Origin of the sequence: Sphaerimonospora cavernae, from assembly GCF_042435035.1 — a bacterium.
Classification (GTDB): Bacteria; Actinomycetota; Actinomycetes; order Streptosporangiales; family Streptosporangiaceae; genus Sphaerimonospora; species Sphaerimonospora cavernae.
In genome coordinates, this window is sequence record NZ_JBHMQT010000072.1 from 1 (window position 1) to 26,348 (window position 26,348).

26 protein-coding genes and 1 tRNA gene are annotated in these 26,348 nt (G+C 67.6%); 12 read left to right on the top strand and 15 right to left on the bottom strand.

Features of this window, described 5'->3' with window-relative positions:
- The coding region (locus ACFHYQ_RS28695; RefSeq protein WP_394304272.1) for a M20/M25/M40 family metallo-hydrolase at positions 1–1,662 on the top strand (1,662 nt) is incomplete at its 5' end.
- 77 nt (positions 1,663–1,739) lie between these two features.
- On the opposite strand, the gene ACFHYQ_RS28700 is transcribed toward ACFHYQ_RS28695, so the two are convergent.
- From ACFHYQ_RS28700 to ACFHYQ_RS28730, 7 genes are all read right to left on the bottom strand, one after another.
- Entirely contained in the window at positions 1,740–2,615 is an 876-nt protein-coding gene (locus ACFHYQ_RS28700; protein WP_394304273.1) for an NUDIX hydrolase, read from the bottom strand.
- Between the two features lie 341 nt (positions 2,616–2,956).
- Positions 2,957–4,219 (bottom strand): beta-propeller fold lactonase family protein, encoded by a 1,263-nt coding sequence (locus ACFHYQ_RS28705; protein ID WP_394304274.1) that lies wholly within the window; start codon positions 4,217–4,219, stop codon positions 2,957–2,959.
- Between the two features lie 345 nt (positions 4,220–4,564).
- Positions 4,565–5,731: a choice-of-anchor I domain-containing protein gene (locus ACFHYQ_RS28710; RefSeq protein ID WP_394304275.1), complete on the bottom strand. Its 1,167-nt coding sequence runs from the start codon at positions 5,729–5,731 to the stop codon at positions 4,565–4,567.
- 436 nt (positions 5,732–6,167) lie between these two features.
- Positions 6,168–7,361 carry a choice-of-anchor I domain-containing protein gene (locus ACFHYQ_RS28715; RefSeq protein WP_394304276.1) on the bottom strand — a complete coding sequence of 398 codons (1,194 nt, stop codon included), beginning with the start codon at positions 7,359–7,361 and terminating at the stop codon, positions 6,168–6,170.
- A 399-nt stretch (positions 7,362–7,760) separates the two neighbouring features.
- Positions 7,761–8,900, bottom strand: coding sequence for a YVTN family beta-propeller repeat protein (locus tag ACFHYQ_RS28720; RefSeq protein ID WP_394304277.1), 1,140 nt, complete (start codon positions 8,898–8,900; stop codon positions 7,761–7,763).
- Between the two features lie 480 nt (positions 8,901–9,380).
- A complete protein-coding gene (locus ACFHYQ_RS28725; RefSeq protein WP_394304278.1) occupies positions 9,381–10,619 on the bottom strand; it encodes a YVTN family beta-propeller repeat protein in 1,239 nt (412 codons plus the stop codon).
- Positions 10,620–11,083: 464 nt separating this feature from the next.
- A complete protein-coding gene (locus ACFHYQ_RS28730; protein WP_394304279.1) occupies positions 11,084–11,545 on the bottom strand; it encodes a M15 family metallopeptidase in 462 nt (153 codons plus the stop codon).
- A 627-nt stretch (positions 11,546–12,172) separates the two neighbouring features.
- Here ACFHYQ_RS28730 and ACFHYQ_RS28735 point away from each other — a divergent pair.
- From ACFHYQ_RS28735 to ACFHYQ_RS28750, 4 genes are all read left to right on the top strand, one after another.
- Positions 12,173–13,054, top strand: coding sequence for a prolipoprotein diacylglyceryl transferase (locus ACFHYQ_RS28735; protein WP_394304280.1), 882 nt, complete (start codon positions 12,173–12,175; stop codon positions 13,052–13,054).
- Positions 13,051–13,443, top strand: a complete 393-nt coding sequence (locus ACFHYQ_RS28740; RefSeq protein ID WP_394304281.1) for a hypothetical protein — start codon at positions 13,051–13,053, stop codon at positions 13,441–13,443. Before ACFHYQ_RS28735 ends, ACFHYQ_RS28740 begins: the two co-directional genes overlap by 4 nt.
- An 8-nt stretch (positions 13,444–13,451) precedes the next feature.
- Positions 13,452–15,008 carry a radical SAM protein gene (locus tag ACFHYQ_RS28745; protein ID WP_394304282.1) on the top strand — a complete coding sequence of 519 codons (1,557 nt, stop codon included), beginning with the start codon at positions 13,452–13,454 and terminating at the stop codon, positions 15,006–15,008.
- A gap of 360 nt (positions 15,009–15,368) precedes the next feature.
- Positions 15,369–16,550: a DUF8462 domain-containing protein gene (locus ACFHYQ_RS28750; RefSeq protein ID WP_394304283.1), complete on the top strand. Its 1,182-nt coding sequence runs from the start codon at positions 15,369–15,371 to the stop codon at positions 16,548–16,550.
- Positions 16,551–16,680: 130 nt separating this feature from the next.
- Here ACFHYQ_RS28750 and ACFHYQ_RS28755 read toward each other — a convergent pair whose 3' ends face one another.
- Positions 16,681–17,577, bottom strand: coding sequence for a MauE/DoxX family redox-associated membrane protein (locus ACFHYQ_RS28755; RefSeq protein WP_394304284.1), 897 nt, complete (start codon positions 17,575–17,577; stop codon positions 16,681–16,683).
- A 3-nt stretch (positions 17,578–17,580) separates the two neighbouring features.
- Positions 17,581–18,612, bottom strand: a complete 1,032-nt coding sequence (locus tag ACFHYQ_RS28760; protein ID WP_394304285.1) for a hypothetical protein — start codon at positions 18,610–18,612, stop codon at positions 17,581–17,583.
- Positions 18,613–18,896: 284 nt separating this feature from the next.
- Between ACFHYQ_RS28760 and ACFHYQ_RS28765 the strand changes: the two genes are divergently transcribed.
- Positions 18,897–19,391, top strand: a complete 495-nt coding sequence (locus ACFHYQ_RS28765; protein ID WP_394304286.1) for a SigE family RNA polymerase sigma factor — start codon at positions 18,897–18,899, stop codon at positions 19,389–19,391.
- A 65-nt stretch (positions 19,392–19,456) separates the two neighbouring features.
- On the opposite strand, the gene ACFHYQ_RS28770 is transcribed toward ACFHYQ_RS28765, so the two are convergent.
- Positions 19,457–20,350: a thermonuclease family protein gene (locus ACFHYQ_RS28770; RefSeq protein WP_394304287.1), complete on the bottom strand. Its 894-nt coding sequence runs from the start codon at positions 20,348–20,350 to the stop codon at positions 19,457–19,459.
- 199 nt (positions 20,351–20,549) lie between these two features.
- Positions 20,550–21,032 carry a MarR family winged helix-turn-helix transcriptional regulator gene (locus ACFHYQ_RS28775; RefSeq protein ID WP_394304288.1) on the bottom strand — a complete coding sequence of 161 codons (483 nt, stop codon included), beginning with the start codon at positions 21,030–21,032 and terminating at the stop codon, positions 20,550–20,552.
- Between the two features lie 98 nt (positions 21,033–21,130).
- On the opposite strand from ACFHYQ_RS28775, the gene ACFHYQ_RS28780 reads away from it, so the two are divergent.
- Entirely contained in the window at positions 21,131–21,694 is a 564-nt protein-coding gene (locus tag ACFHYQ_RS28780) for a YceI family protein (protein ID WP_394304289.1), read from the top strand.
- A gap of 289 nt (positions 21,695–21,983) precedes the next feature.
- A tRNA-Ser gene (locus ACFHYQ_RS28785) sits at positions 21,984–22,073 on the top strand.
- 70 nt (positions 22,074–22,143) lie between these two features.
- Here the strand turns inward: ACFHYQ_RS28785 and ACFHYQ_RS28790 are convergent.
- Complete coding sequence (locus tag ACFHYQ_RS28790) at positions 22,144–22,266, bottom strand: hypothetical protein (protein WP_394304290.1); 123 nt, start codon at positions 22,264–22,266, stop codon at positions 22,144–22,146.
- Between ACFHYQ_RS28790 and ACFHYQ_RS28795 the strand changes: the two genes are divergently transcribed.
- The 3 genes from ACFHYQ_RS28795 to ACFHYQ_RS28805 all read left to right on the top strand — a co-directional run bounded on the left by ACFHYQ_RS28795 (position 22,213) and on the right by ACFHYQ_RS28805 (position 24,192).
- Complete coding sequence (locus ACFHYQ_RS28795) at positions 22,213–22,362, top strand: hypothetical protein (protein WP_394304338.1); 150 nt, start codon at positions 22,213–22,215, stop codon at positions 22,360–22,362. The two genes, ACFHYQ_RS28790 and ACFHYQ_RS28795, sit on opposite strands and share 54 nt — an antisense overlap.
- Positions 22,363–22,366: 4 nt before the next feature.
- Complete coding sequence (locus tag ACFHYQ_RS28800; protein WP_394304291.1) at positions 22,367–22,795, top strand: hypothetical protein; 429 nt, start codon at positions 22,367–22,369, stop codon at positions 22,793–22,795.
- A gap of 263 nt (positions 22,796–23,058) precedes the next feature.
- Entirely contained in the window at positions 23,059–24,192 is a 1,134-nt protein-coding gene (locus tag ACFHYQ_RS28805; RefSeq protein ID WP_394304292.1) for a methyltransferase domain-containing protein, read from the top strand.
- A gap of 246 nt (positions 24,193–24,438) precedes the next feature.
- Here the strand turns inward: ACFHYQ_RS28805 and ACFHYQ_RS28810 are convergent, their stop codons facing one another.
- From ACFHYQ_RS28810 to ACFHYQ_RS28820, 3 genes are all read right to left on the bottom strand, one after another.
- Positions 24,439–24,564 carry a hypothetical protein gene (locus tag ACFHYQ_RS28810; protein WP_394304293.1) on the bottom strand — a complete coding sequence of 42 codons (126 nt, stop codon included), beginning with the start codon at positions 24,562–24,564 and terminating at the stop codon, positions 24,439–24,441.
- A gap of 385 nt (positions 24,565–24,949) precedes the next feature.
- Entirely contained in the window at positions 24,950–25,198 is a 249-nt protein-coding gene (locus tag ACFHYQ_RS28815) for a hypothetical protein (protein ID WP_204018417.1), read from the bottom strand.
- Positions 25,191–25,670 carry a hypothetical protein gene (locus tag ACFHYQ_RS28820; RefSeq protein ID WP_394304294.1) on the bottom strand — a complete coding sequence of 160 codons (480 nt, stop codon included), beginning with the start codon at positions 25,668–25,670 and terminating at the stop codon, positions 25,191–25,193. The genes ACFHYQ_RS28815 and ACFHYQ_RS28820 overlap by 8 nt, the downstream gene beginning before the upstream one ends.
- 118 nt (positions 25,671–25,788) lie before the next feature.
- On the opposite strand from ACFHYQ_RS28820, the gene ACFHYQ_RS28825 reads away from it, so the two are divergent.
- The gene (locus tag ACFHYQ_RS28825; protein WP_394304295.1) at positions 25,789–26,220 is read left to right on the top strand and encodes a hypothetical protein; all 432 of its coding nucleotides are present in this window, start codon (positions 25,789–25,791) and stop codon (positions 26,218–26,220) included.
- Positions 26,221–26,348: the final 128 nt, after the last annotated feature.

A 26,348-nucleotide genomic window follows, 5' to 3' on the forward strand; every position in this document is an offset into this window, starting at 1 on the left:
ACGGCAGGCCCGAGCAACGACTTCTCCGTTTCGGTGAGCCCGAGCTCCGGCAGCGTCCAGGCCGGTCAGTCGGTCACGACCCGGGTCAACACCGCCGTCACCGGCGGCAGCGCCCAGTCGATCAGCCTGAGCACGCGTTCGCTGCCCAGCGGCGTGACCGCGTCGTTCAACCCCACCACCGTCACCGCCGGCCAGTCCTCCACGCTGACGCTCTCCACGTCCTCCGGCGCTCCGAGCGGCACCCACCAGGTGACGATCGTCGGCTCCGCCGGGTCGACCACCCACGAGGCGAACTACTCCCTCACCGTCGGCAGCGGTCAGCCGCCGGGTGACGGCGGCCAGGCGCCGGACATTCCAGTCGGCAACGTGACCGCGCACCTGAGCCAGCTGCAGTCGATCGCGACGAGCAACGGCGGCAACCGGGCCAGCGGCACCGCGGGCCACACCGCCTCGCTGAACTACATCAAGGGCAAGCTGGACGCCGCCGGGTACCGGACGCAGGTCCAGAACTTCTCCTACGCCGGTAGGACCCACGCCAACCTGATCGCCGACTGGACGGGCGGCCCGAGCAGCCCGACCCTGATGCTCGGCGGCCACCTCGACAGCGTCTCCGCCGGCCCCGGCATCAACGACAACGGTTCGGGCTCCGCGGCCCTGCTGGAGGTCGCGCTGGCCCTGGCGGCCAAGAACCCGACCCTCACCAAGCACGTGCGGTTCGGCTGGTGGGCCGCCGAGGAGTCGGGCATGATCGGCTCGACGTACTACGTCCAGAACGGCGGGGCGTCCGGTGTCGAGTCGTACCTCAACTTCGACATGCTCGGATCGCCCAACCCCGGGTACTTCGTCTACAAGGACGACGTCGCCATCCAGAGGGCGTTCAACGACTACTTCGCCTCGATCAACGTGCCGACCGAGCCGGAGACCGGCGCCGACGGCCGTAGCGACCACGCACCGTTCAAGAACGCGGGAGTGCGCGTCGGCGGCCTGTTCTCCGGTGCCGAGGGGCGCATGACGACCGCGCAGGCCCAGAAGTGGGGCGGCACGGCCGGCCAGGCGTATGACTCGTGCTACCACTCCTCCTGCGACCGCTACCCGAACAACATCAACACGACGGCGCTCGACCGCAACAGCGACGCCATCGCCAACGTGCTGTGGAAGCTCGCCGCGGGTGGCACGTCGCCTTCGCCCTCGCCGTCGCCTTCGCAGAACGACTTCTCGGTGTCGGTGAGCCCGTCGTCGGCCACCGTGCAGGCCGGCCAGTCGGCGAGCGCGACCCTCAGCACCCGGGTGACCAGCGGCAACGCGCAGTCCCTGACGCTGTCGGCCAACGCGCCCTCCGGGGTGACCGTGTCCTTCAGCCCGGCCACGATCACCGCCGGGCAGTCGTCCACGGTGTCGATCGCCACGTCCTCGACCACCCCGGCGGGGAACTACACGATCAACATCAACGCGGCCGGCTCCTCGGCCAGCCACGGGGCGTCGTTCTCGCTGACCGTCAACGGCGGCGGCGGCGGCGGGGAGACCACCTGGGCGACCTGGACGCCGTACACCGCGGGCGACGTCGTGACCTACGACGGCGTGCGCTACCGGTGCCTCCAGTCGCACACCTCGCTGCCCGGCTGGGAGCCGCCGATCGTTCCCGCCCTCTGGCAGCGGCTGTAACCACGGAAATGTGACAGGGCGGGCGGCCATCCGGGGGGCCGCCCGCCCTCGTCCTGTCAGTCGTCAGAGCCGGCTTCTCAAAGTTGGCCGAGCAGCCAGCGGGGGCCGGTGACGAGCGCGCCGAGCGAGGCGACCCGTTGCCGCAACTCGCGGTCGGCGGTGACCACGAGGACCTTCTCCCACGGACGTCTGCCGCGTACGGCGTCCACGATCGCGTCGTCGCCGCTGCCCGGGGCCCGGACCACGGTCGTGTGCTCGTCTCGGACCCGGGAGTCGGCGCCGCGGGCCGCGGCACCCTCGAGCACGACGACGAGGCGAGGGAACCATCGGGCGAGATCGGGCAGACCCTCGGGCGTACGGCGCAGCCCGCCCGAGGCGAGCGGGGCCAGTTCGTCGAGCAGCCGGTCGGCCGCCCCGGCCCGATCCCGCCACCAGCCGTGCTCGGCCCGGGCGCCGATGATGTTGGCGACGTCGAGGACGACGACGAGCGGGTTGAGCGCGGCCCGGATGCCGGGCCAGGTGTCGGCGAACCCCGGGTGGAGCTCCTGGGCGGTGACCTCGTCGGCTGACATCCAGCGCATGTCGGTGCTCTCGCCGTTGGCGGGTTCCGCGTCGAGCAGGCCCTCCGCCTGGGCGATCACTGTCTGGTACGACCAGCCGCCGTGATCGTCGACGTACAGGCCCTGGACGCGGACGAGATCGGCCGTCAGCGCGGCCTCCTCGTGCGCCTCGCGCAGCGCGCCGCTGATCGCGTCCTCATGGCTGTCACACGCGCCGCCCGGCAGCCCCCAGGTTCCGCCGTGATGGCTCCACCAGGCGCGCTTCTGCAGCAGGACGTACGGCATGCCGTCGAGCGTGTGATGGACGGCGAGCAGACCGGCCGCCCCGTGCAGACCCCAGTGCCGGTGTCCACGAGAACACAGGGCCCAGCCGTCTCCGTCCTTCGCCACCATGGGCCCTATCTTGCCCTGCGAGCGCGGCGGGCGTGACGAGCCTGATTGCCGATCGTTATGAATAGGTGAGCGGTTCCGCCGTTTGGCCGGCCCCGGGACCATTAGGTTGTGACAACCTCACTCGTGATTCCCTCGTTTTCGGTGAATCAGGAGCTGTCATATGCGGCGACACGCGCCCGCCTCCTTCCGGCCGGAGGAGCGGGCGCTGTTCTTTTTCTCCGTTTCGCCCGGCCAGACGTACGGCGTGGCTGTACGGTATGGCCCCGGCAGAGCCGGCGACGCGACTTCCGCCGGGGGCCGTACGCCTCATGCGCGCTGGGTGCGGACACGAGAGACAGCGACTACCGGCCTGTGACCGAGCGGCCTGTCCAACTGTTCTCGGAGACGATTCTCCAATGCGGGGCCTGCCACTGTTCGACCCGCCGACCCGCCTCGGCGAACTGACCCGTCTCGATGATCTGGGCCGGTCGGGCTTCGCCGCCCGCGATCTCCTGGTCCACCCTGGCCTTGATCCGGGGCCTACGCGGCTGCGGCCGAGGAGTCACCTCGGTGACGCGGGCCACGGCCACGCCGACGGGTCCGCTCCTGGCTCCCGTCGGTACGGTCGCGAGGACGGTGTTGGCGGCGGTGCCGATGACCGTCACGTTGTCGGACGCGAAGTCGGTGACGTACGCGCGGGCGCCGTCCGGGGTGACCGCCACGTCCAGCGGGGCGGTCCCGACGGGGACGGTGGCGATGACGGTGTCGGTGGCCGTGTCGATCACTGACACGTTGTTCGAGTCGTTGTTCGCCACGTAGACGCGGCCGCCGTTCGGTGTGATCGCCAGCCCTTTGGGATCGGCCCCGACGGGGACGGTGGTGGTCACGGTGTCGGTGGCCGTGTCGATGACCGACACGCTGTTCTTGCCGACGTCGGTGACGTAGGCGCGGGCGCCGTCGGGCGTGATCGCCACATCGACCGGAATGGTTCCGGCGCCGATCGGGATGGTGCCGGTCGCGGTGTTGGTGGCCGTGTCGATCACGGAGACGGTGCTCGCACCGGAGTCGGCGACGTAGGCACGTGTGCCGTCCGGTGTGATCGCCACCCCCTGAGGATTGGTCCCGGCCCCGAGCGGGATGGTGGCGGCGACGGTGTTGGCCGCCGTGTCGATGGCTGACACGTTGTCGGACGCGAAGTTGGTGACGTACGCGCGGGCGCCCTCCGGTGTGATCGCGATCTTGAACGGGCTGTTTCCGACGGGGATGGTGGCGATGACGGCGTCGGTCCGGGTGTTGATCACCGAGACGTCGTCCGAGCCGCTGTTCGCGACATAGGCGCGGGTGCCGTCGGGCGAGACCGCCACCCCGTCGGGGCTGGTCCCGACGGGGATGGTGGTGGTCACGGTGTTGGTGGCGACGTCGATGACCGCCACGTTGCTCGCGTTCGAGTCGGCCACGTAGGCGATCTGCCGTGTCCCCTGCGCCGCGGTTTCGGCACCGGTTTCGGCACCGGCGGGCAGGGCCGCCAGCGGCGCCAGGCCGAGCACGATGGCCGCCGCGGTGGCCGCTGTGGTGGCCGCTGCCCGCCACCTCCGCCTCCGCGGCGGGTCCGCCGCTTCTGTCACTTCGGGGCCGGCGATATTCGTGGATTTTCTCGTCCAGCGGGTAAGCAATGGGACCTCCCATAGAGCTGTCAGGGTCCCGTTCTACGTCCGAAGGTCGGCTTCTCCCGGAATCGGCACACCGATTTGGTGCTCTCGGCTGCTCCCTTGATGCATTCCTGGTCATCATTCAGGTTGAATCGCCGCGTAATTCGCGGGTACGCCATGGGCTTCCGAGCTCACATCCGGAGAAGTACGGCATAAACCGACAAGAACGTGCGGGAAGGTCTTTTCGGTCGGAAATGCCGGAGGCCCCCGGTTCGACGACGCGAACTCCGCCGGGGTCCTCCGGTCTCGTGATGTCAGTCGTCAGTCGGCGTTGGTCGTGTCACCCTTGACCGCTGCCGGTCGCCGGGCGACGGGCGGCTGGGGCGGCACGGCGCGGATGCGCTTCACCGCCACTCCCTCGGGGAAGTTCCCGACGGCGACGGTGGTGGCGACCAGGTTGGTGCGGGTGTCGATCACGGAGACGTTGTTCGAACCGGAGTTGGCCACATAGGCGCGCGCCCCATCGGCTGTGAAGGCGACTCCGTTGGGATCGTTTCCGACCGGGATCATGGAGATGACCGCGTCGGTCGCGGTGGCGATGGCGGAGACGACGCCGGGTGCGGCGCCGGGTTGAGGACTGGTGACGTAGACGAGCTTGCCGCCGGGTGAGACCGCCACTCCGACGGGGCCGCTGCCGCAGAGGAGGTCGATGGTGCGGGTGACCGTGTCGGTGGCGGCGTCGATGACGGAGACCGTGTTGTCGCCGCTGTTGGTGACGTACGCGCGGTTGCCGTTCGGCGTGATCGCCACCTGCCTGGGGTCGGTTCCGACCCGGATGATGTCGACGAGTGTGTTGGCCGCGGTGTCGATGACGGAGACCGTGTTGTCGCCGCTGCTGACGACGTAGGCCCGGGTACCGTTCGGCGTGACGGCCACACCTTCGGGGGCGTCTCCGACGAACATGGTGGTCAGCACGGTGTTGGTGGCGGTGTCGATCACCGAGACGTTGTCCGAGCCCTGATTGGTGACGTAGACCCGGTTGCCGCTCGGTGTGACGGCGACCCCGCGGGGATTGTTGCCGACGGGGATCGTGGCGATGACGGTGTTGGTCCGGGTGTCGATGACCGAGACGTTGTCGGATTCGAAGTTGGTGACGTAGGCGCGGTTGCCGTTCGGCGTGACTGCCACCCCGACAGGGCCGGTGCCGACGGAGATCGTGGCGATGACCCTGTTGTTTCGGGCATTGATCACCGAGACGGTGTTCGAGCCGAAGTCGGCCACGTAGGTGACCTGTCGCGCCTGCTCTGTAACACTCGCGGTCGCCTCGGCGGCGACTGCGGCAGCCGGGGCCGTCGTGGCCATTTTGACCATCGTGGCCATCGTGGCCGCGCCAGCCGGCAGGGCGGCCAACGGTGCCAGGCCGACCGCGATGGCCGTGGCCGCCACCGCTGCCCGGACGCGGGCCTTCCAGTTCCGCTTCTGCGACATGGCCGGATTTTCCCGGCTGTCGTCATGGGTCGACTTTTTCGTCCAGAATGTAAGCAATGGGACCTCCCGTAGAGATGGCAGGTCCTGTTCTATGTCCGGACGGTGTCACACACCGGCAGCGGCACACCGGTTTGGCACTCCCGGCTGATCGCTTTATCCATTCCTGGCCACCATTCTGCCATTCCGGCTAGCCGTCTCTAGATGAAAATATCGCCTCATCTCACCTGCATCACCATGAAATACAGCAATATGCGGGATGAAGGGGGGCTGTTCGCGGGAGGCATCCCCTGCTGTCGGAAATGTCGAAATGTCGAGAAGGCCCCCGGCGGAGTTCGACGACGCGAACTCCGCCGGGGGCCCGTACCTCATGGGTGCCGCGTTCCCCAGGCGCTGGTTTCCCCTGCGCCCGGCCCGGTCTACCGGGCGGTGGTCATGCTCATCGACCTGCTCCGGCGGCTTCGCCGCGTCGGGTCGGCGCCCCCACGCGACCCATGCTCTGGTCAACGCCGGCATCGATCCCGGCGGCGGCGCGCGGCTGCGGTCCGGGCTGTGGTCCGGGCTGCGGTCCGGGCAGGAGCGCCACGGTGACAGCGGAAGGGGCGTCGACGGTCACGGTGGTGATGACGGTCCTGCTGGCGGTGTCGATCACCGATACGCCGGCGGAGGCGGAGTTGGTGACGTAGGCACGGGTGCCGTCGAGTGTGAACGCCACCCCGCGTGGGGAGTTCCCGACGGGGATGGTGGCCACGACGGTGTTGGTGTCGGCGTCGATCACCGACACGTCGCTCGTCGCCAGGTTGGTGACGTAGACGGTCTTGCTGTCGGGTGCGACCGCCACTCCCACCGGGTTCTCCCCGACGGGGATGGTGCGCACGTTCCTGTTGGTGGCGGTGTCGATCACGGACACGTTGTTGCTCTGGAAGTTGGTGACGTAGGCGCGGGCGCCGTTGGGCGCGACCGTCATCATGGTCGGGAACTGCCTGACGCCGATGGTGGCGACGACGGTGTTGGTGGCGGTGTCGATCACCGACACGTTGTCGGAGAAGGTGTTGGTGACGTAGACGCGGGTCCCGTCAGGTGAGATCGCCATCCCCTCGGGGGAGTTCCCGACCGGGATGGTGGCCACGACCGTGTTGCTGGCGGTGCTGATCACCGACACGTTGTTGGAGCCGTTGTTGGCGACGTAGACGCGGCCGCCGTCGGGAGTGATCACCACCCCTTCCGGGATGTGGCCGACGGGGATGATGTCGATGCTGGTGTTGGTGATCGTGTTGATCAGCGAAACGAAGTCGGCGCGACTGTTGGTGACATAGCCGTGGGTGCCGTCGGGCGTGATCGCCACCCCGAAGGGGTCGTTCCCGACGGCGATGGTGGCGATGACGGTGTTGGTGCGCGTGTCGATCTTCGACACGCTGCCGACGGGAATCGTGGAGGTGACCACGTAGGCGACCTCATTTGCCTGTTGGGCCGCCGAGGCGGTCGGCTCGGCGGCCGATGCGGCGGGCAGGGCCGCCATGGGCGCCAGGCCGACGGCCAGGGCGACCGCCGCCACGGCCGCCCTGACGCAGGTCTTCCAGTTCCGCTTTCGTGGTGTGCCCGGGGTCGTCGGGGCGTCGTCGTCAGTGGACATTCTCGTCCAGCGCGTAAGCAATGGGACCTCCCGTAGAGATGGCAGGTCCTGTTCTATGTCTGGAAGGTGACATGGTCCGGGATCGGCGCAGAGATTTGGCACTCCCGGCTGATCGCTTGATTGATTCGTGGTCATCATTCCGGCCTTCGGCATAGAACGGTGACTGTCGTGCCATTTCACTTGCATCACGTTCTCGTACGGAATTTCCGTACGAGAACGGCGGGAATCTCGGTGTGGCCGGAAACGCCGGAGGCCCCCGGCGGAAGTCGACGATGCGAATTCCACCGGAGGCCCTGTTGTTCACGGTTGTTCAACTGTTCTCTATACGGTCTACCGGTCCCTCGTCTTGATCACGAGCCGCCCGGCGACCGTTGCCGCAGCCAGGTGCTTGAAGCGGTGTCAGCCCATGATGTTGTCGATGACGCCATCCACGCCGGCGCCTGCTGCCTGCTCCTGCGCGCCCTGGACATTGGCGACTGCCGCGCCGCTGGGGGTGTTGCCAACAGTGACGGTGGTGAGGACCATGAGCCTGTTCGCGTCGATCACCGTGACGTTGTTCGATCCGTTGTTGGTGACGTAGACGAAGTCGCCGTTCGGTGTGACCGCCACGGCCACCCCGAGGGGATTGGTCCCGACGGGGACGGTGCCGACGACGGTGTTGGTGTCCGTGTCGATCACGGAGACGTTGTTCGACCCGTTGTTGGCGACCCAGACGAAGGTGCCGTCATCCGGCGTGACCTCCACCGCCACGACCGCGGGCCTGGTTCCGACGGTAATGGTGGTGACTATGGCGTTGGTGTCCGCGTCGATCACCGTGACGTTGTTCGACCCCGCGTTGCTCACGTAGACGAAGTTGTCGGGCGTGATCGCCACTCCCGAGGGGGTGGTTCCGACGGTAATGGTGGTGACGACGGTGTTGGTGCGTGCGTTGATCACCGATACGTTGTTCGACCCGGTGTTGGTCACATAGACGAAGCGACTGTTGGGCGTGACCGCCGCCGCGGCGGGGGCGGTCCCGACGGTGACGGTGGTGATGACCGTGTTGGCGGCGGTGTCGATCACTGACACGTTGTTGGAGCCGTTGTTGACCACGTAAGCGCGGTTGCCGTTGGGCGAGACCGTCACTCCGACGGGGTTGACTTCGACGGGAATGGTGGCGATGACGGCGTTGGTGGCAGTGTTGATCACCGACACGTTCCTGGAAAGAGCGTTGGTGACGTAGACGCGGGTGCCGTCCGGCGTGGTCGCCACCCCGATGGGAGCGGTGCCCACGGGGATGGTCGCGATGACCGTGTTGTTCCTGACGTTGATCGCCGAGACGGTGTTGGAGTTGGTGTTGGCCACGTAGGTGACCTGGCGTGCCTGCTGCTGCGCCGCCGCGGTGGTGGCCGCGGCGGGCAGGGCGGCGGTCGGCGCCAGGCCGACCGCCACGGCGACCGCCGCCACGGTCGCCCGGACGCGGGTCTTCCAGTTCCGCGTGCGCGGCGTGGCCGGGTTTTCCCGGCCGTTGTCATGGGTGGACTTTTTCGTCCAGCGCATAAGCAATGGGACCTTCCGAAGAGATGGCAGGTCCTGTTCTATGGCCGGAAAGCGCCACGCACCGGAAGCGGCGCACCGACTTGGCACTTTCAGCTGACCACTTGATTGATTCCTGGCGAGAACGCCGACTGATTGCCACAGAATGCGCTAATGCGACATTTGACGATCCGGCTTCTGGAAGTGCCGGGACCGCAAGCGCCGCGATATTTGGCGCTCCCGGCTGGCTGCTTGACTGACTCCCGACCGTTGGTCCGACGCGGAGCCGCCGAACGGAATTAACGCGATATTTCCGGATTTGGTGCTTATACGGCATAGCCGTACAAGGCTGCTGAGAGCTTCGGGCGCGGCCGGAAATGCCGAAGGCCCCGGCGGAAGTCGTGCGATGCGAACTCCGCCGGGGCTCCGTACTTCATGGGTGCTGTGTTCCCCGGGCACTGCTTTCACCTGCGCCCGGTACCGGCTACCGAGCCGTGGTCGTACTCACCGGCCCGGGTCGGCGGCCTTCGCCGTAGTGGGTCGCCGGGTGTGGTGGGCCCTGTGCGCCTTCGTGCGGTGGTGTGTGGCGGCACCGGGGTGACGGTGGGCGAGAAGGCGGGCCGTGCTCGGCGCCCCCACTCGGCCCATGCTCTGGTCCACGACGCCGTCCACGCCGGCGGCGGCGCCGGGCCGCTGTGGGATGACCTGCGGGCTGACCTGCGTGCGGACGCGCGCCACGGTCACACCGGTGGGAAAGCCTCCCCCTGTCAGCGTGGCGATGACGGTGTTGGTGCGAGTGTTGATCACCGAGACGGTGTTGGAAACGAAGTTGGCGACGTAGGCGCGGGTGCCGTCGGGCGTGATCGCCACTCCCATGGGAGAGGCCCCGACGGGGATGGTGGCGACGACGGTGTCGGTGCTCGTGTCGATCACCGAGACGGTGCTGGAGTCGGAGTTGGTGACATACACGAAGCCACCGTCGGGCGTGGCCGCCACGCGGTCGGGCGCGGCGCCGACGGTGATGGTGGCGACGACGGTGTCACTGTCGGCGTCGATCACCGAGACGGTGTTGGAGCCGGAGTTGGCCACGAAGACGAAGTTGCCCGACGTGACCGCCACACCGATGGGCTTGGTGCCCACGGCGATGGTGGTGACGACCGTGTTGCTGCTCGTGTCGATCACCGAGACGGTGTTCGAGAAGGTGTTGGCGACGAAGGCGCGGCGACCGCTGGGCGAGATGGCTACTCCTTCCGGGCCGGTGCCGACGGTGATGGTGGCGACGACGGTGTTGGTGCGAGTGTTGATCACCGATACGTTGTTGGAGGCGGAGTTGGCGACGTAGGCGCGGGTGCCGTCGGGTGAGACCGCCACGTCGATGGGGCGGGTCCCTACCGGGATGGTGGCGACGACGGTGTTGGTGGCCGTGTCGATCACCGATACGTCGTTGGAAACGATGTTGGCGACATAGACGCGGGTGCCGTCGGGCGTGCTCGCCATCCCGTCCGGGCTGGTCCCGACGGGGATGGTCTTGATGAGCGTGTTGGTCAAGGTGTTGTACGCGAGCACGGTACCGGGGAGGGCGTTGGACACATAGGCGGTCACGGTCTGCTGCTGTCGGGCCGGGGCGGTGTCCGCGGCGGCGGTTCCCGTGGGCAGGGCCGCCGCCGGAGTCAGGCCGATCGCGATGGCGGCGGCGGCCACGGCCGCCCGGACGCGAGCTTTCCAGCTTCTCCGTCGCGGCATGGCCGTTGCTTCCCGGCCGTTGTCATTGATGGACTTTCTCGTCCAGTGCGTAAGCAATGGGACCTCCTGTAGAGATGGCAGGTCCCGTTCTATGGCCGGAAGGTGCCACGCAGCGGAAGCGGCGCACCGATTTGGCACTATCGGCTGATCGCTTGATTGATTCGTGGCCATCGCGGTTATCGGCCAAAATTGGGGTTATCGGGCAATCTTGCACGCATCGCGCTTTTGTATGGCATGGCCGTACAAGAAGGTTGGGAATTGCGGCGCGGCTGGAAACAGCGAAGGCGTCGGGCGGAGCAGGCCTCCCAAGGCTGCGATTTCTGAGCCTGCGATTTCCGATCCGATCAGGATCGGGATGCGATGAAGTGCCGCCGCCGGTAAGGGACGGCGAGAGGCTCGGGCGCGGAGTCATGCCGATCGGCATGACATCAGTGTGGTGCCGGACTGGGCGCCTGATTGACGGGTCAGTGCCCTGATTTCGAGAAGTGCTGGTAGTCCTTGTAGCTGGACCAGTAGCCGCCCCAGCCCCAGCCGATCTCCTCGAACGCTCGCACCACTTTGTCGTCGGCGTGGATCACTCCGGGCTTCTTCGGCCTGTCGACGTACTTGTCGGCGTTCGAGTGGGCATGCGAGCCGTCGGCGTACACGAAGGGATTCTCGAGCGGGTTGAGATCGATCGCCCGGCCGTAGGCGTGCTCCGACCAGTTGCCCGAGCCGGTCGCGCTCCGGCAGTTGAAGGCCGAGGTGTTGCCCGCATCGATGGAGTCGTAGTCGCTGCCCTTGTACGCGTCGACCAGCTCCATCCGCCGGATCGGGTACCGCTGGTCGTACAGCTTCCGGAAGACCGAGGCGACGTCCTCGGCGACGGCCGCGTTCACCACCATCTCGCCAGTGTGGGCCCGGTCGTCGAGGCCCCAGTAGGTCATGGTGATCTTCCGGAGCCCACTGAGTGGCACCGGGCAACTCGGCCGCCACGAGTGCGGAACCTCGGCCCGGGACACCTTGCTGATCTTTGCCGAGAACTCGGGTGGCTCGGCCGCGGCCGACGGCGTCTCGGCCGGCGTCGCGGGCGACGGCGATGAGGTCGGAGATGACGTCGGTGTCTGGTCCGGAGGGACGGTGACAACGGAAGAAACAGCGGCGGGTGAGGCTGTGGTGACAGAGGTCCTGGCTGCGGGTTCGGCGTCTCCCGCAGTGCAGGCCGTAGCGGTGCAGGCCGTTACGCCCACGATGGCCATCGCGATCACCGCTGACCTGGGATTCCGTAAACAAGCCATAGAGGCACGCTACCTCCGCCCGCCTCCGCGCTCCTTCGCAACCCCCGCGCCCCCCGCCCCCCTCCCGCGTGATCTTGCAGTTTCTCGCAGTCACCCCTCGCGACCAGGGGATTCCCGTGCGTGATCTTGCAGAAACTCGCACGTTGTGCCGCTGGCCAGGCATTTCATCGACCGTGATCTTGCAGTTGCCGGTCGATGCTCATGTCCGGGAGGAGGCGGAGCCATCTGCGGAAATCGGGGAACGGAAACGTCGGAGGGGGCCGCTATCGTGGCGTCGTGATCTCAGAGCTGCGCTTCGGCGCGCTGACCGTGCCGGCCCACGACTTCTTCGTGGCGCTCGGGGTCATCGTCGCGAGCGTGGTGTTCGTTCTGGAGGCGCGGCGCAGGGGCGCGCTTCGGGAGGAGCCGCTGTTCGCGGTCGCGGGTGCCCTGGTCGGCGGTGCGATCGGGATGCGTCTGTCCGGATGGGCCGAGCATCTCAACCCGGCGCTCAACCCGACGCTCCTGGAAGCGTGGATGTTCGGCTCCCGCAGCGTTCTGGGTGGACTGACCGGCGCGTACGTCGGCGTGCTGATCGCCAAAAGGCTCATCGGATATCGGGAGAAGACGGGCGACCTGTTCGCTCCGGCGGTCGCGCTCGGCATGGCCGTCGGCCGGATCGGCTGTTTCCTCACTGAGGCCCCGGGCCGTCCCACAGACCTGCCGTGGGGGATCCGAGCTCCGGCGTCGGTGCCGGAATGCCCGGGTTGCCTGGCGGGGCAGACCATGCACCCCTCGTTCCTCTACGAGATCGTTTTCCAGTTCGCCGTGTTCGCGGCGCTGCTGTGGGCGCGCGGCCGGGTGAACCGTCCCGGGGAGCTGTTCACCCTCTATGTCGCGGCGTACGCCGGGTTCCGGTTCCTCGTGGAGTTCACCCGGGCCAACGAGACGGTGTGGCTCGATCTGACCCGCCCGCAGTGGTTCCTCCTCCCCGGGCTCGCGCTCGTCGCGATTCGGCTCCGGTACGGCTACCGCAGCGGGTTCTACGATCGCCTGCTCGCGATCGGTTCGGGCGCAGGGAAGCGATCGCGGCCCCACTCCGATGGTGACGCCTTCCCTGAAGACGGCGCGGATGACAGCGCGGATGACAGCGCGACCCTTCGTCAGGAGATTCGATGAACACACCTCCCGGTCCGCCGCCTCCTCCCGGTCCGCCCGGTCCGCCCGGGTGGCCGCCACCGCCACCGGCGGGTTCCTCCATCGGCGTCGTCATCGGGCTGACGTTCGTCGGCATCGCCATGTTCGCGGTCATCAACGTGGCCGGGTTTCTGTTCACGCTCGGCGTGGCCAATGCGATGCGTGACAACGAACTACTGATCGTCGGGATCGGGGCGGTGCTCCTCGCGGCCATCGCGATCGGGGGCGGCATCCTGCTGATCCTGCTACGCAGGCCGTGGAGCAAGGGCCTCGGCCTCGGCCTGATGATCGGTTGGGCGCTGATGTCCATCATCTCCGCCGGGTTCTGCACCGGTGTCAACCCCTCGATCTACACGGACGGCATGTTTTGACCACTGGAATGTCTCTCCGTGGAGACCGGATCCTGCGCTACGTCAACGCGTTCTGCCCGCGCTGCCACGACGAGTGTCCGGACCGTCCGCTCCCGGACGTCGCTCGTCTGTCGGGGTGGCTGGCCGTCAGGGATGACCGGGTCTATCTGGAGCGCGGCTGCCGTACACACGGCCTGGTCCGGACCCTCTACGACGAGGACCCGGAGATCCTCGCCTACCTGGAGGAGTGGACCGCACCCACGAAGGCGCACCGGCCCGACGTCCCCGGGAACTTCGACCCGGTTCCCATGGCGTACCTGCGGGGGCTGCCGGAGATGCAGACCCAGCACACCTGCATCCTGCTCGAGGATGTCGCGGAGGTGTGCAACCTGCGCTGCCCCACCTGCTTCACCGAGTCGTCGCCCGATCTGCGCGGGGTCGTGCCGGTGGCGGAGATCCTGGCCAACGTCGACCAGCGGCTCGCACGGGAGGACGGCCGGCTCGACGTGCTGATGTTGAGCGGCGGCGAACCCACCCTGCACCCCGATCTGCCCGAGCTGCTGGCCGAGCTCGCGACCCGGCCGATCACTCGCATTCTGATCAACACCAACGGGCTGCTCATCGCGAAGGACGACGCGCTGCTCGACCTGCTGGCCGGGCATCGGGAGCGGGTCGAGATCTACCTGCAGTACGACGGCGTGTCGGCCGAGGCGTCGCGCCATCATCGCGGGGGTGACCTGCGGCGGTTCAAGGCCGACGCGCTGCGGCGGCTGTCGGAGCGGGAGATCTTCACCACGCTGGTCATGACCGCCGCCCTTGGCGTGAACGACGGGGAGATCGGTGACGTGGTGCGGCTCGCCCTCGACACCCCCTTCGTCGGCGGCGTGTCCATCCAGCCGCAGTTCGGCTCCGGGAGATCGGGGACGATCGACCCGATGGACCGGCTCACCCACACGGGCGTGCTCAAGCGGCTCGGCCCGCAGACGGACGGGCTGGTGACCTGGCGGGACCTCACCGCGCTGCCCTGCTCGCATCCCCACTGCTGCTCGGTCGGCTACCTGATCCGTGACGACGCGGACCGGTGGCGGTCGTTGACCGCGCTGATCGGCCATGATCGCCTCAAGGGGCACCTCGGTCTGGTGGCCAACCGGATCGCCGACTCGGAGATCCCACGCGAGCTGCGCCTCGCCGTACAGGAGTCGCTGCTCGGCCTGCTGTCGGAGCAGTCGTCGCTGTCGCATCCCGAGATCGGCAAGCTCTGGCGGACCATTGGCGGGAACTGCGACCTCGGCCTGCCGACGCTGCTGACGCTCGTGTCCTCGGCGCTGCCGGGCCGCCGCCGTCGCCTGCGCCGGCTGCTCGGCGAGCGGATCGTCCGCATCACGATCAAGCCGTTCATGGACATGTCCACCATGATCGAGGAGCGTCTCGTGCAGTGCTGCGTCCATGTCGGCACCCGCTCGGATCGGGATCAGTGCGCGCCCTTCTGCGCGGTCCAGGCGTGGCCGGCGCTGGCACGGCAGCGCCTGTCCGCGGTCGTCTCGGCCGACCCCGGTGTACGGCTCCCGGTGGTGGAGATCACCTGACGCGAGGCGGGGGCCGGAAGCCTGAAAGATCGTCTGACCTGGGAGTTCACCGCCGAGATCGCTTAGGGATTTTCCCCAGAAAGCGTCGCGCGTGTGTTCGAGGACGCGCTACAGTCGTGGGCAACGGGTCGAACAGAGGTTCGGTCCACGTTCTGACTGTTGAGGGGTGGTTCCATGGCTGTGCCGACGGCTTGCGCACCCGCCCTCACCGTCCCGTCTCCCCGAATTCCCGCTGATTCGGCTCTCGCCCCTGATGTTCCCGAACGGTGTGCTCCGCGCCGATCGTCGCCCGCGACACGCCGTAGCGCTTTCTACGGAAATCTAGGGCGACCGCTATACGGCGTCATAAAGTCCGAGAGCATGGACCCCGTGCGCAATCCCTACGCCCCCGGCGCGGGCCAACGGCCTCCGGAGCTCGCGGGGCGCGACCGTGAGTTGCAGCAGTTCGAGATCGTGCTCGAACGGGTGGCCCGCGGCCGCCCGGAGCGGAGCATGGTGCTGACCGGTCTGCGCGGCGTCGGCAAGACCGTCCTGCTCAACACGTTCAAGTCCATGGCCATGCAGCGGCTGTGGGGCACCGGAAAGATCGAGGCCAGGCCGGACCAGTCGATCCGCCGCTCGATCGCCGCCGCGCTGCACATGGCCACGAGGGAGCTCGCCCCCCGGCACCGGGCGCCCGAACGCATCGAGGAGTTCCTCGGCGTGCTCAAGGCGTTCGCGATGCGCGACCCGGCCGCGGCCAAGGGCGCCTCCCACTGGTCGCCCGCCATCGACGTGCCGGCCTCCCGGGGCCGGGCCGACTCGGGTGACCTGGAGATCGATCTCACCGAGCTGTTCGTCGACGCCGCCGGTGTCGCGACCGATCTCGGCGTCGGCATCGCACTGTTCATCGACGAGATGCAGGACGTGCGGGCGCCGGACGTCTCGGCCCTGTGCGCGGCCTGTCATGAGCTGTCCCAGATCGGGGGGCCGCTGATCGTGGTCGGCGCCGGTCTGCCGCACCTGCCGAGTGTGCTGTCGGCCAGCAAGAGCTACTCGGAGCGGTTATTCCGATATGCCCGGATCGACCGGCTGGATCGGGATGCCGCGGATCTGGCGCTGATCGTCCCCGCTGCCCGCGAGGAGGTCGAGTTCACCCCTGACGCGCTCGACGCGCTCTACGAGGCGGCCGACGGTTATCCCTACTTCGTCCAGGCGTACGGCAAAGTCGCCTGGGATCTCGCGCCACGCAGCCCGATCACGGCCGATGACATCAGGGTGTCGGCCCCGGAGGCGGAGGAGGAACTCGCCGTCGGCTTCTTCGGCAGCCGGTATGAGCGGGCGACGCCGGCCGAGCGTGACTACATGCATGCGATGGCCCAGTTGGGTGACGATCCGGTGCCGACGGCCGACGTCGCGGTGTCGCTCGGCCGCAAGCCGTCCAGCCTGTCTCCGGCCCGGGACAGCCTCATCAAGAAGGGGCTGATCTACAGCGCGGAGCGTGGGCTGATCGGGTTCACCGTCCCCCACTTCGGGAGGTTCCTCCGTGCCCAGCCGATCTAGACCAGTCTCCTGATTCCTGGGGACCCCATAGACCTCTCTACGGCTTTCTAGAGGGGAAGCTAGAGAGCCGTAGAGAGCTGAATTCCGGCACGTCCGGCGCCTCGATGCGGGAATCTATGCCTGTATAGCCTCAGACCGATACAGGCATAGATTCCCGCAGAGAGGGGAGCGGCTGATCGTCGTCGGTGACGACGGCGGCCCGGACGGTCGGGCGGCGGCCGTCCAGCTGGACGGCGAACACGACCTCGATGCCGTCTCTCCCTGGAAAGACGAAGAACCGCCAGCACAGCTCACGCCAGGTGTCGGTGGGTTCGTCTGATTCCAGCATCCCGCTATGCGTCCGCCATGCCGTACTGGTCTTCAGGCGGGCCAGGGCCCGGGCGGCGGGCTGCGGGCGCTGCTCGCACGGCAGGCGGTGACGCAGCCGGGCCACGGCGGCATCGATCTCGGGAGACAGGACGAGCAGCAGCATCACGAGGCCGCCCAGCCAGACACCCGCCGGAGCCACCGGGGCTCTTGATGACAAGGCCGACAACGCATCGGCCCAGGTGACGTGCTCCAGCGCGACGATGACCGCCATCGCCGTCAGGGCCGTGGTCCGCCCGATGGACCGCAGTCCGATCGGTGCCGAGCTGACCTCTCCGAAGCAGCCGCATCCGACATCGGGCCGGCGACGGCGCAGATCCAGCAGGACGTACGTCGCGACCGCGAAGAACGCCACCGACGGCCAGCGCGCGGCGGGGTGATCGACGAACACCAGTCCGGCGGCGAACACGAACTCGGCCGCCGCGCAGAGGATCGTCATCGGGGTCGCGAACCGCTCCGGCACGAGCGCCGCCGGCCCGAGGCGGCTCAGTGAGCCCGGAGAGACCTCGGCCGACCCCTCTCGATGGCGGGCGATCATGGCCAGTTTGGCGACTCCGCCCAGGGCCAGCACCACCACCAGGATCGGCAGGGCGGCCGTCGCGACGACATCAAGGCCCGCAAGCCCGGAAAGCGTTGGAAGCCCGGAAAGCGTTGGAAGCACCGTTCACCCCAATCCGATGCGGGCGTTGAAACAGCCCTTGGTCAAGTCTCCACCGAGTTCGACGTACGCCGCGGGGGACAACTCCACGAGCCTCCCGCGCGGCGAGGTGCCGCATTCCAGGCATCGGTCGCAGAACCGCCCGGCCACGCACCCGCAGCCCACGATGGGCAGCACACCTGCCCGGCCGTCGCACACGTTGCGCACCTCGAGCATGGAACCGAGTGCGAGGTACGGCAGGCCGGCGCAGGAGAGACCGACGTCGTCGCAGCCGACGTCGTCCGCCTCCAGCATCGGATAGGCCACGCCGTACTCATCGAGGTCGGCCCACACGGCAGCGCCGGAGATCTTCGACTGCGCCCCGCCGTACGTCGCGGACGGCGGCGGCACGGCCCGCGCATGGTAAGGCGGCTGCGAGGTCGCCGGCAGATGTGCCAGCGCGGTGCCGTCGTCCAGCACACCGATCGCGTCGAAGAGGTAGCCGGGCGCGAGCTGCGGATGCCGCACCCGGATCCTGCCGGAGAAGCGGTAGGGGACCACGATCGAGCGCGTTCTCCGATGCGCGCCGCCATCGAGCTCGATCGTGAGGTCCCGGCTGCCGCGTACGTCACGGATGATCCCGGTGATTCGGGTGATGTCAGCCCAGATCCGCTCGGCGACCGTGCCGGATCGCAGCGCCCGGATGACGACCCGGGCCCCGACGGGGAGATCGGCGGGCGGCACCGATGCCCCCCGCCACGCGGTCGCCCGGGGAGCGACGACCAGCCGACGTTCCTCCCCCGCGTCGTCCTCAAGGATGATCAGGTGCGGGCTGATGTCGAGGACGCGACCGCTGACCGCGAGGAGCCGTACCTCGCTTCCCGCGCCGGGACTCCCGGCTGCCCCCTCCCCGGTGCTCTCATTTCCGGCGTTACCATCCCGCTTGTCCGGTCCGTCCCGTCTGTCGAGCCCGTCGAGCTTTGGGGCCGGAGGCCGGAGGTCGCGGCCCAGCGCGGCCGCCGCCAGCATTCGTCTTCGCTCCACATCCCGGTACGGCATCGCCCCTCCCGTTTCTACCTTCACATGCCGCCCGGTCTGGCACGGATGGATCCATCGGTGAGAAACAGTCGGGGGAGAAACATTCCTCCTCCCGGTGCAACGTGTTATCTCCCGCTTCGGGGCAAAATCCGTCCGCGGCCCGTCCGCGTCGCCGAGGAACCCACCGCCGAGCTTGTGTGATCTTTGCCGATGGCGGTGCGAAACCAGGATCACGGTTCAGCCGGATCCCAGGGCTGGGCTGCGATTCTGGCACGACACGCCCTCCAGGCCAGGCTGGTGATCGCATGATCGTGGAGCACGAGGAGTTCCGCACGTACGTCCTGTCCCGTGGGACGGCTCTGCTGCGGGTCGCCAACCAGCTCACGGGGAACCCCAGCGACGCCGAGGACCTGCTGCAGTCCGCCCTGACGAAGACATATCTGGCCTGGGACCGGATCAAGGACCGATCGTCCCTCGACGGCTACGTGCGACGGACCATGGTGAACATCAACATCTCCTGGTGGCGGCGGCGCAGGTTTGAGGAGTTCCCCTCGGAGGAGCTTCCCGAGGCGCCGCCCCAGCACGACCCGCGGCATTGGCACGACGAACTTGAGCAGGCGCTCGCCCGGCTCCCTGCCAGGCAGCGGACCGCCATCGTGCTGCGCTACTACGAGGACATGACCGAGCCCGAGATCGCCAGAACGCTCGGGATCAGCGTGGGCACGGTCAAGAGCACGGTCTCCCGGGGGATGGCCAAGCTCCGCGGCGACCTGGTGGTGTCGGCCGCCGAGCCCCGGTGAACCGGCCCGCCATCCCTCGCTTCAGGCGGTCGAAACCCATGGTGCCCGGCTTCCGTGGTCGATCGTCACCGTTCGCAGACGATGCCGTCGCCGTCCCTGTCGATGTACCAGTCGTACTCGGGGTCGATCCCGCGCCGGTAGGGGCCGTAGTTGTGCTGGATCGCCTCTTCGCAGGTCCCGAACCGTGGGTCATCGCCGGTTCCGTCCGGCTGCGGGTTCGGCGTGGCCTCGGGGGCCGGTGACTGGCCGGTCGTCGGGGGTGGGGTCCGCAGGTCGTCGGCGCCGGTCTCCAGCAGCGGGGACAGCTCCGGGAATTCGTACACCTCGGGCGAGGGGCCCGTCGGCTCGACCGGTGACACGGCGAGGCCGCTCTGGTCCTGGTCGGTGCCCGGCGGGATCTCCATCGAATAGCGCCTGTCGTAGGTGTCGGGCGCCAGGCAGATCCCCGACCAGATCCTCAGGCGATCGGCCTGGGCTCGCATCTGCTCGGCATCCTGCCACGCCGTGTACCGGTGTACGGGGTAGCTCCCCGCGATGTAGTCTGCCGCGATCTGCGCGTAACCGTTCCTGACCAGGTCCCCATTGACGAAGACGCCCTTGGGCGACCAGGCGTAGAGGAGGTAGGCGCCGTCCTGGACCTCCAGCTTCGGCTCAAGCTGAAGGTACGCCGGCCGGCCGGCGGGGAGCAGTTCGGACAGGTGGGCGAACGCCTCCTCGAACCAGCAGACGCCCGGGTCGGGCGCGTCGGCATCCCGCAGCCGGACGCGTACGGTCGCGCCCTTCGAGGTGGTGACCTCGAACTGGTCTCCGTCGATGACCTTCTTCACGGTCACCTCGACCGCGTCCTTGGGCACGCTCTTCGGCCGGGTCCCGGCCGTCGCGGGGCTCGCGGCGGCGAGGGGAACCGCGATGGCGACAGAGGCGAGTACGGCGGACGCGGCGCGCGGGGGGAAACGCACGGGCTGACTCCAGAAGCTTGATGGGGGACGGCGAGTCGCCGGTGGGGCGCGACTCGGTGCTTGACTGCGGCGGGCGCCTTCGGATTACGCAGTCCATCAGAAATCCATGATTTTCGCCAGCGCGGCGCACCCTTCTGTTGTCCCTTTTTTCCGGCAATTCGGGATCGTCCCGTACGGGCATCGCCCCCCGGCGTACGGATCAACTCGCGGGCGCCCTGCGCGGCACGCCGGCGGTGGCGCAGGGCCGTACGACATCACGGATCACGCGCAGCGCCTCCAGGAACCGGTCGAGTTGGTCCGGGGAGAGCAGCCCGGTGAACCAGGTCTCGATGTCCTTGAGGTGCTGGGGGAGCACCTGCTCCAGGCGTGCCGCGCCGGCTTCGGTCAAGGCGGCGTACGAGGCACGTCGGTCGCTGGCGCACGGGTGCCGGGCCACCAGGCCTTCGCGTTCGAGGCGGTCGACCACGCGGGTGATGCCACTGGTGGACAGGGACGTCTGCGCGGCGAGGTCGCTCATCCGCAGCCGCTGCTCCGGGGAGCGGGCCAGCCGGATGAGGGTCTCGAAGTCGACCTCGGAGATGCCCGCTTCGGCGAAGGTGGGGTTCGTCTTGCCGGTCAGCCCGGTGAACACCTCCGCCAGCAGGCCCATCGCTGTGAGGCGAGGGTCATCGAAAGGGTCCATGGTCGAAGTCTACGACAGATAGTTGACATGCGGAATAGTTCTCCTGTAGATAGTTGTAGTAGCAGACATCCACGTCGCAACTACCTCGGAGGGCAGCAATGAGCGTTCGTGAGTGGGAGGGCGTCAAGATCCCCACGCCTGGTGAGTTCGGACTCGACCTTGCCCACACGCGAGTCGGCTTCGTCGTCAAGCACATGATGGTCAGCAAGGTCCGCGGCCACTTCGGCGAGTTCGACGGCAAGATCGTGATCGCGGAGGACCCGCTGGAGTCGACCGTCGAGGCCATGCTCAAGACCGGCACCATCGAGACCGGCGTCGCCGACCGTGACGCGCATCTGCGGAGCGACGACTTCCTCTCGGCCGACAAGTTCCCCGAGCTCACCTTCCGCGGCACCCGGATCACGGACCACTCCGGCGATGAGTTCACGCTCGTCGGCGACCTGACCATTCGTGACGTGACCAAGGAAGTCGAGCTCAAGGTCGAGTTCAACGGGGCCGCCACCAACCCCTGGGGTCAGGAGATCTTCGGCTTCTCCGCCGAGACCGAGATCGACCGCGAGGAGTTCGGCCTGACCTGGAACCAGGCCCTGGAGGCCGGCGGCGTCCTGGTCGGCAAGAAGGTCAAGATCGAGATCGAGGGCGAGGCCATCCGTAAGGCCTGAGCCGATCTCCGCCCTTCGGGTCGTGATCGGTATGGTCCCGGCGAGAGTCGCAGGACCGCCGCGCTGTATCCACAGCCTGACCACAGCCCTTGTCCACAGCTTGTGGATAAGGGCTGTGCATGGAGCTGGGGACAACCGTGCGTGCCGGTGGACGGGGCATGCACTTCCTGCGCATATCGTCGGAGTGAGTGACTCACGAGGCGTGCCGGACAGACCGGCGAACCCGGTCGCGATTCCGCTTTGCCGCGTTGCGCGATCGCCGGTACGCTGTCCTGAGCAACTCCAACGGGGAGGCTTCGCCTAGTCAGGTCTATGGCGCCGCACTGCTAATGCGGTTTGGGTTTACCGCCCATCCGGGGTTCAAATCCCCGAGCCTCCGCAGATCAAAGCCCCTCTCGCTTTCGTAGCGAGGGGGGCTTTGTCGATCTCCAGAGCCGTGAGGGTTGCGATTAGTCGTCGTCTCCCCAGACAGCGGTGCCTATACGCTCGCTCGCGTCCTTGACCTGGAGACCGGCGACGTGGGTGTACCGCTCGGTGGTCGTGACGCGGGCGTGGCCGAGGATCTCTTGCACGACGCGGATGGGTACGCCCTGCTCGACGAGGAGCGGGTCGACGGCGACGGGATGATCAGGCAGGCGAAGGCTTGCGCGCCGCGCATGAGAAAGTGATCTCGTGGTCGACCATCCTTCTGGACCCATCAACTACTGGCTCGCGGTGTGGGAGCTGAACAACTTCTACGCCCGTCAGCCTGAGCAGGGCGAAGGACGGCGAATGTGGGCGGAGACGGCCATGTACGCGCTTGCCAGAGCCGAGGGCGCAGGGCTGGACATCATCACCGCCAACATGAGCCGATTCCACCTGCGTGCATGTCTGATCGACGACCTCGGCCCTACGGGCTCACCGCTCTTGAACCCCGATGCCCTCGCCGTGGACATCCTTGCGGCCCTCCCTCTTCAACGAGAAGACGCCGCGGAGTGGGCCCCCAACTGGCAACAGCGGTCCCACACGGAAATTCGGGCCCTCCGTCAGTGCAAGAATCTATTGGCACCGGCCCAGATCATCCGTAACTATCTGTCGACGACGCCGACGGCAAGAGCTTGATCAGTGGTTAGCTCTCCGCGAGCAACTTCCCTAGCAGATGGGAGGGATAGGCGTGTGATCGCCGTCGGGCCATTGCCGTGCCAACATCGGCCGTCGGCTACACGCGGCGGCGGAAGAACGGGTATGCCTCCGGCCGGCCCTTCTGATCGGTCGAGACGCTCCAATGCGTCAGCGTCCAACCGCACGCCTCGATGCCCTCGATCATTTCTGCCCACCCGGACACCGACCCGGACATCCCGTGGTGGTGAGAGCAGACTGACGTCATGGACTGGCACTCGCACGCGCAGAGGCTCGCCGACCGCGTCACCCATCCGGGGTCGCGGTGGCGGGCAGCAATCGCCGGCACGCCCCGCCACCAGTTCGTGCCCGCATGGTGGGCCTGGAACGGCGGCCGCTGGGAGGTGTGGCACGGCCCGGCCGACGAGGAGGCATGGCTGAAGGCGGCCTACGCCGACCGCACGCTCGTCACGAGGATCGGCACACTGCACGCCGACCACGCCGGCGTCGGCGACAAGCCGGCCGGACTGCCGACCTCCTCGTCCACCCTGCCGGGTCTCGTGCTCCAGATGTACCGGCACGCCAGGATCGGCGACAAAGACACCGTGCTCGACGTCGGCACCGGCTCCGGGTACGGCACCGCCGTGCTGTGCCGTCTGCTCGGGGATGACCGGGTCACGTCGATCGACGTGGACGCCTACCTGACGGTGGCCGCCGCAGATCGCCTGTCCGAGGCAGGGCACAAACCGCGGGTCGTCACCAGCGATGCCACGGCGCCGCTGCCGGGGGCGTTCGACCGGATCGTGGCCATGGTGTCGGTCCGCCCGATCCCGGCCTCATGGCTGGAAGCTCTCGCCCCAGGAGGACGGCTGGCAACGACCATCACGAACACCAGCCTGATCGTCACCGCCGTCAAGACAGCGGACGGTGGTGCGGTGGGTCAGGTCGAGCGGGACTGGGCGATGTTCATGCGCGCACGCCACGGGACCGACTATCCGCCGGGCCTGGCCGAGCTGCTGGATGTCGCGCGGACCGCCGACGGCGAGCACGTCGCGATGACCCGCTTCCCCGTCCTCGACATCGAAGAGGACGCCTGGGAGCTCCGCAGCATGTTGGAGGTGGCCGTGCCCGGCATCCAGCACGAATACCATGAGAACACGAACACCCGCACGGCGATCATGGTCCACCCGGACGGGTCATGGGCGCGAGCCGTACAAGCTGAGCACGCGCGGCCCGTCGTGCACCAGACCGGGCCATGCCGCCTGTGGGATGAGTTCGATGCCATCCGCGACTACTGGCTGCAGAACGGCAGCCTGCCCTTGTACGGCGCGGCTGTGCGGGTCGACCCGGACGGGGTGATCCACCTCCGGCGCGGGCGGTGGCAGGCCACCATCGGCTGATCGTGTCTCCGGCCGAGCGTACTACGCCCACACCCGGCCGGTTTCGGGACAAGCCGCAGGGTACCGGGTACGTCAAGCCCCGGGGAAATATGCGGGTCGAGCAAAGGCCAACTGCGGTGGATTACCCAGGTGCCGCGGTTGAAGCTTCTTCTACCAGGTGTCTGCCGCAGTCATATCCTGAGAACGTGGAAGGGCCTCCTACCTGCCCAGGTTTGCGTCCCGGCCGGTAGGAGGCCCGACCACCTCCTACGAGGTGTGGTGAGACTCGACGGCGATCCAGATGATCCAGAAGATCACCCTGCTTGCCGCCAGCACGAGGCGGACCTTTCGTTCCGCCTCCCGCTCCCTCTCACACAGGCAGCGATCTTCCATCGCTGGTTCCTCTCCCCGCCGGCCCGTTCGTCCGGCGGTACCGTCCGGACGACCTAGCGGGGTGAATCACCTTGATTGTGAGCACACTGCCGCAAACCATCTTGCAGGCGTGCTACAACACCCCCTTCGTCTCAGGGGTAACAGAAACCCCAGTCGGATGCGGATTCCTTAACCCGGTGCGGACGAACGTGGTGCTTCTCTTCACCTGGAGCGCCCTGTTGTGCACGACAACCGCTACGTGAACAAAAAGCCCGAGTTACCGCCGCACCAGCTTGGCCGCCTCAACGGCGTCGGCCTGCTCGCTCGCCTTCCGGTCGTGCTCAGGTATGTCCCGCACGCGCCGCACACGTAGTAGTGCACCTCCTGATCCCATACGACGCGCCGCTCACCGCACTGGCACCGGATCGGCGAGACCGTCGATGCCCGGTCGTCCTTGGCCATGAACCGCAAGCTCCCACTTGTGAATCTTCCGGGGTAGGCCGGCCATGTCCTCGTAGGTGAGGATGTCCTCCAGACTGGCGAGGACGTCGAGGTCGAGGAGCGCGCGGCGGGCGTTCGCCGGCAGCTCCGGGCCGCTATGCCCGAGGTTGCCCTCGGAACCACCGCCGCACCGCCACCACGTCGAATCAGTCATCATCTGGATCAGCCAGCAGCACCACCCGATCGGATTCGACATCGAACCCGAGCACCGGATGACCGCGGTCGCCTTCCGGCGTCATCAGCACCGGCTTTCGCAACCGCCGCCCGACCACCCGGAACAGATCACAGAGGATGTCTAGCCGCTCCTGGCTCTGCAACTCTCGCAAGTCCACATCGAAGTCAATGGACTCCGCGCGATGCGGACGAAAGATCGCCAGCACCGCCGGTATCGGCCAGACCTTCAACGTGGCCGCCGCCTCACCAGCAGCCAGCGCGTCAGCGGCGGAGGGTAGGTCGAGCAGGTCGCCATCCAGGGAGTACTCATGTGCCCAGCCCTGCGACCGGACCAGGTCAAAAAGCGCCTGCCAATCATCAACCCCCGCTCCCTCGACGGTCACATCGGGCAGTGCCCCATTTCGATCCATGTCGAAGAACTGCTTCACGTCGTCCCAGGCCAAATCGGACACGCCTTCCATACTCGCTATTAAAGACGCCTCCGGCGAGGACGCTCCGGCTCCAGGGTGATCAGGCAGGCGGGGTGCTGTACAGGTGCGCAGCATGTGTCTCCCGTGCCACGATGACGCCATGTTCGATGTGATCCACTGGCGTGGCTACTTGCGTGTGAACAAGCACGCCGGAGCCGGACGGGTGATCGCCAGAATGGGCAAGGCTGCGGGAGAGCCCTTCACGCTCCTGTCCTGCGAGAGCTACTGGAAGATGCCGGAACTGGCCGAAGTACGGATGTCTTCCCCGCTCGGCGTGCAGGAACCGCAGGAGGCCGTTTTCCATACCTTGCTCACCGCGCAGAGGATCGCCAATCCCTGGTCCGTCACCTGCAACATCTGCGATGATCGCCTTTACCTCGAAGGAATCGCAGCCAAGACGGCCAGTGCTCGCTTCACAGTGCCCGGAGTCGACTGGCTGCTCTTCTCCGTGACCGCCGACGAGCCCGGATCCGGACCCTGCAGACCCGAGCGGGAACAACCGCATGATCCTCGGGCATCAGCGTGCCATTAATCAGGGCGACGAGGGTTAACCACGCTCACTCCTGACCCCGCCCGGAGCCCATGTCAGGCCCCCTACGAGGCGTGATCCACGCGATTCCCAAGCTGACAGCTCACCTGTGCATGACGCCGTCCGCTGCG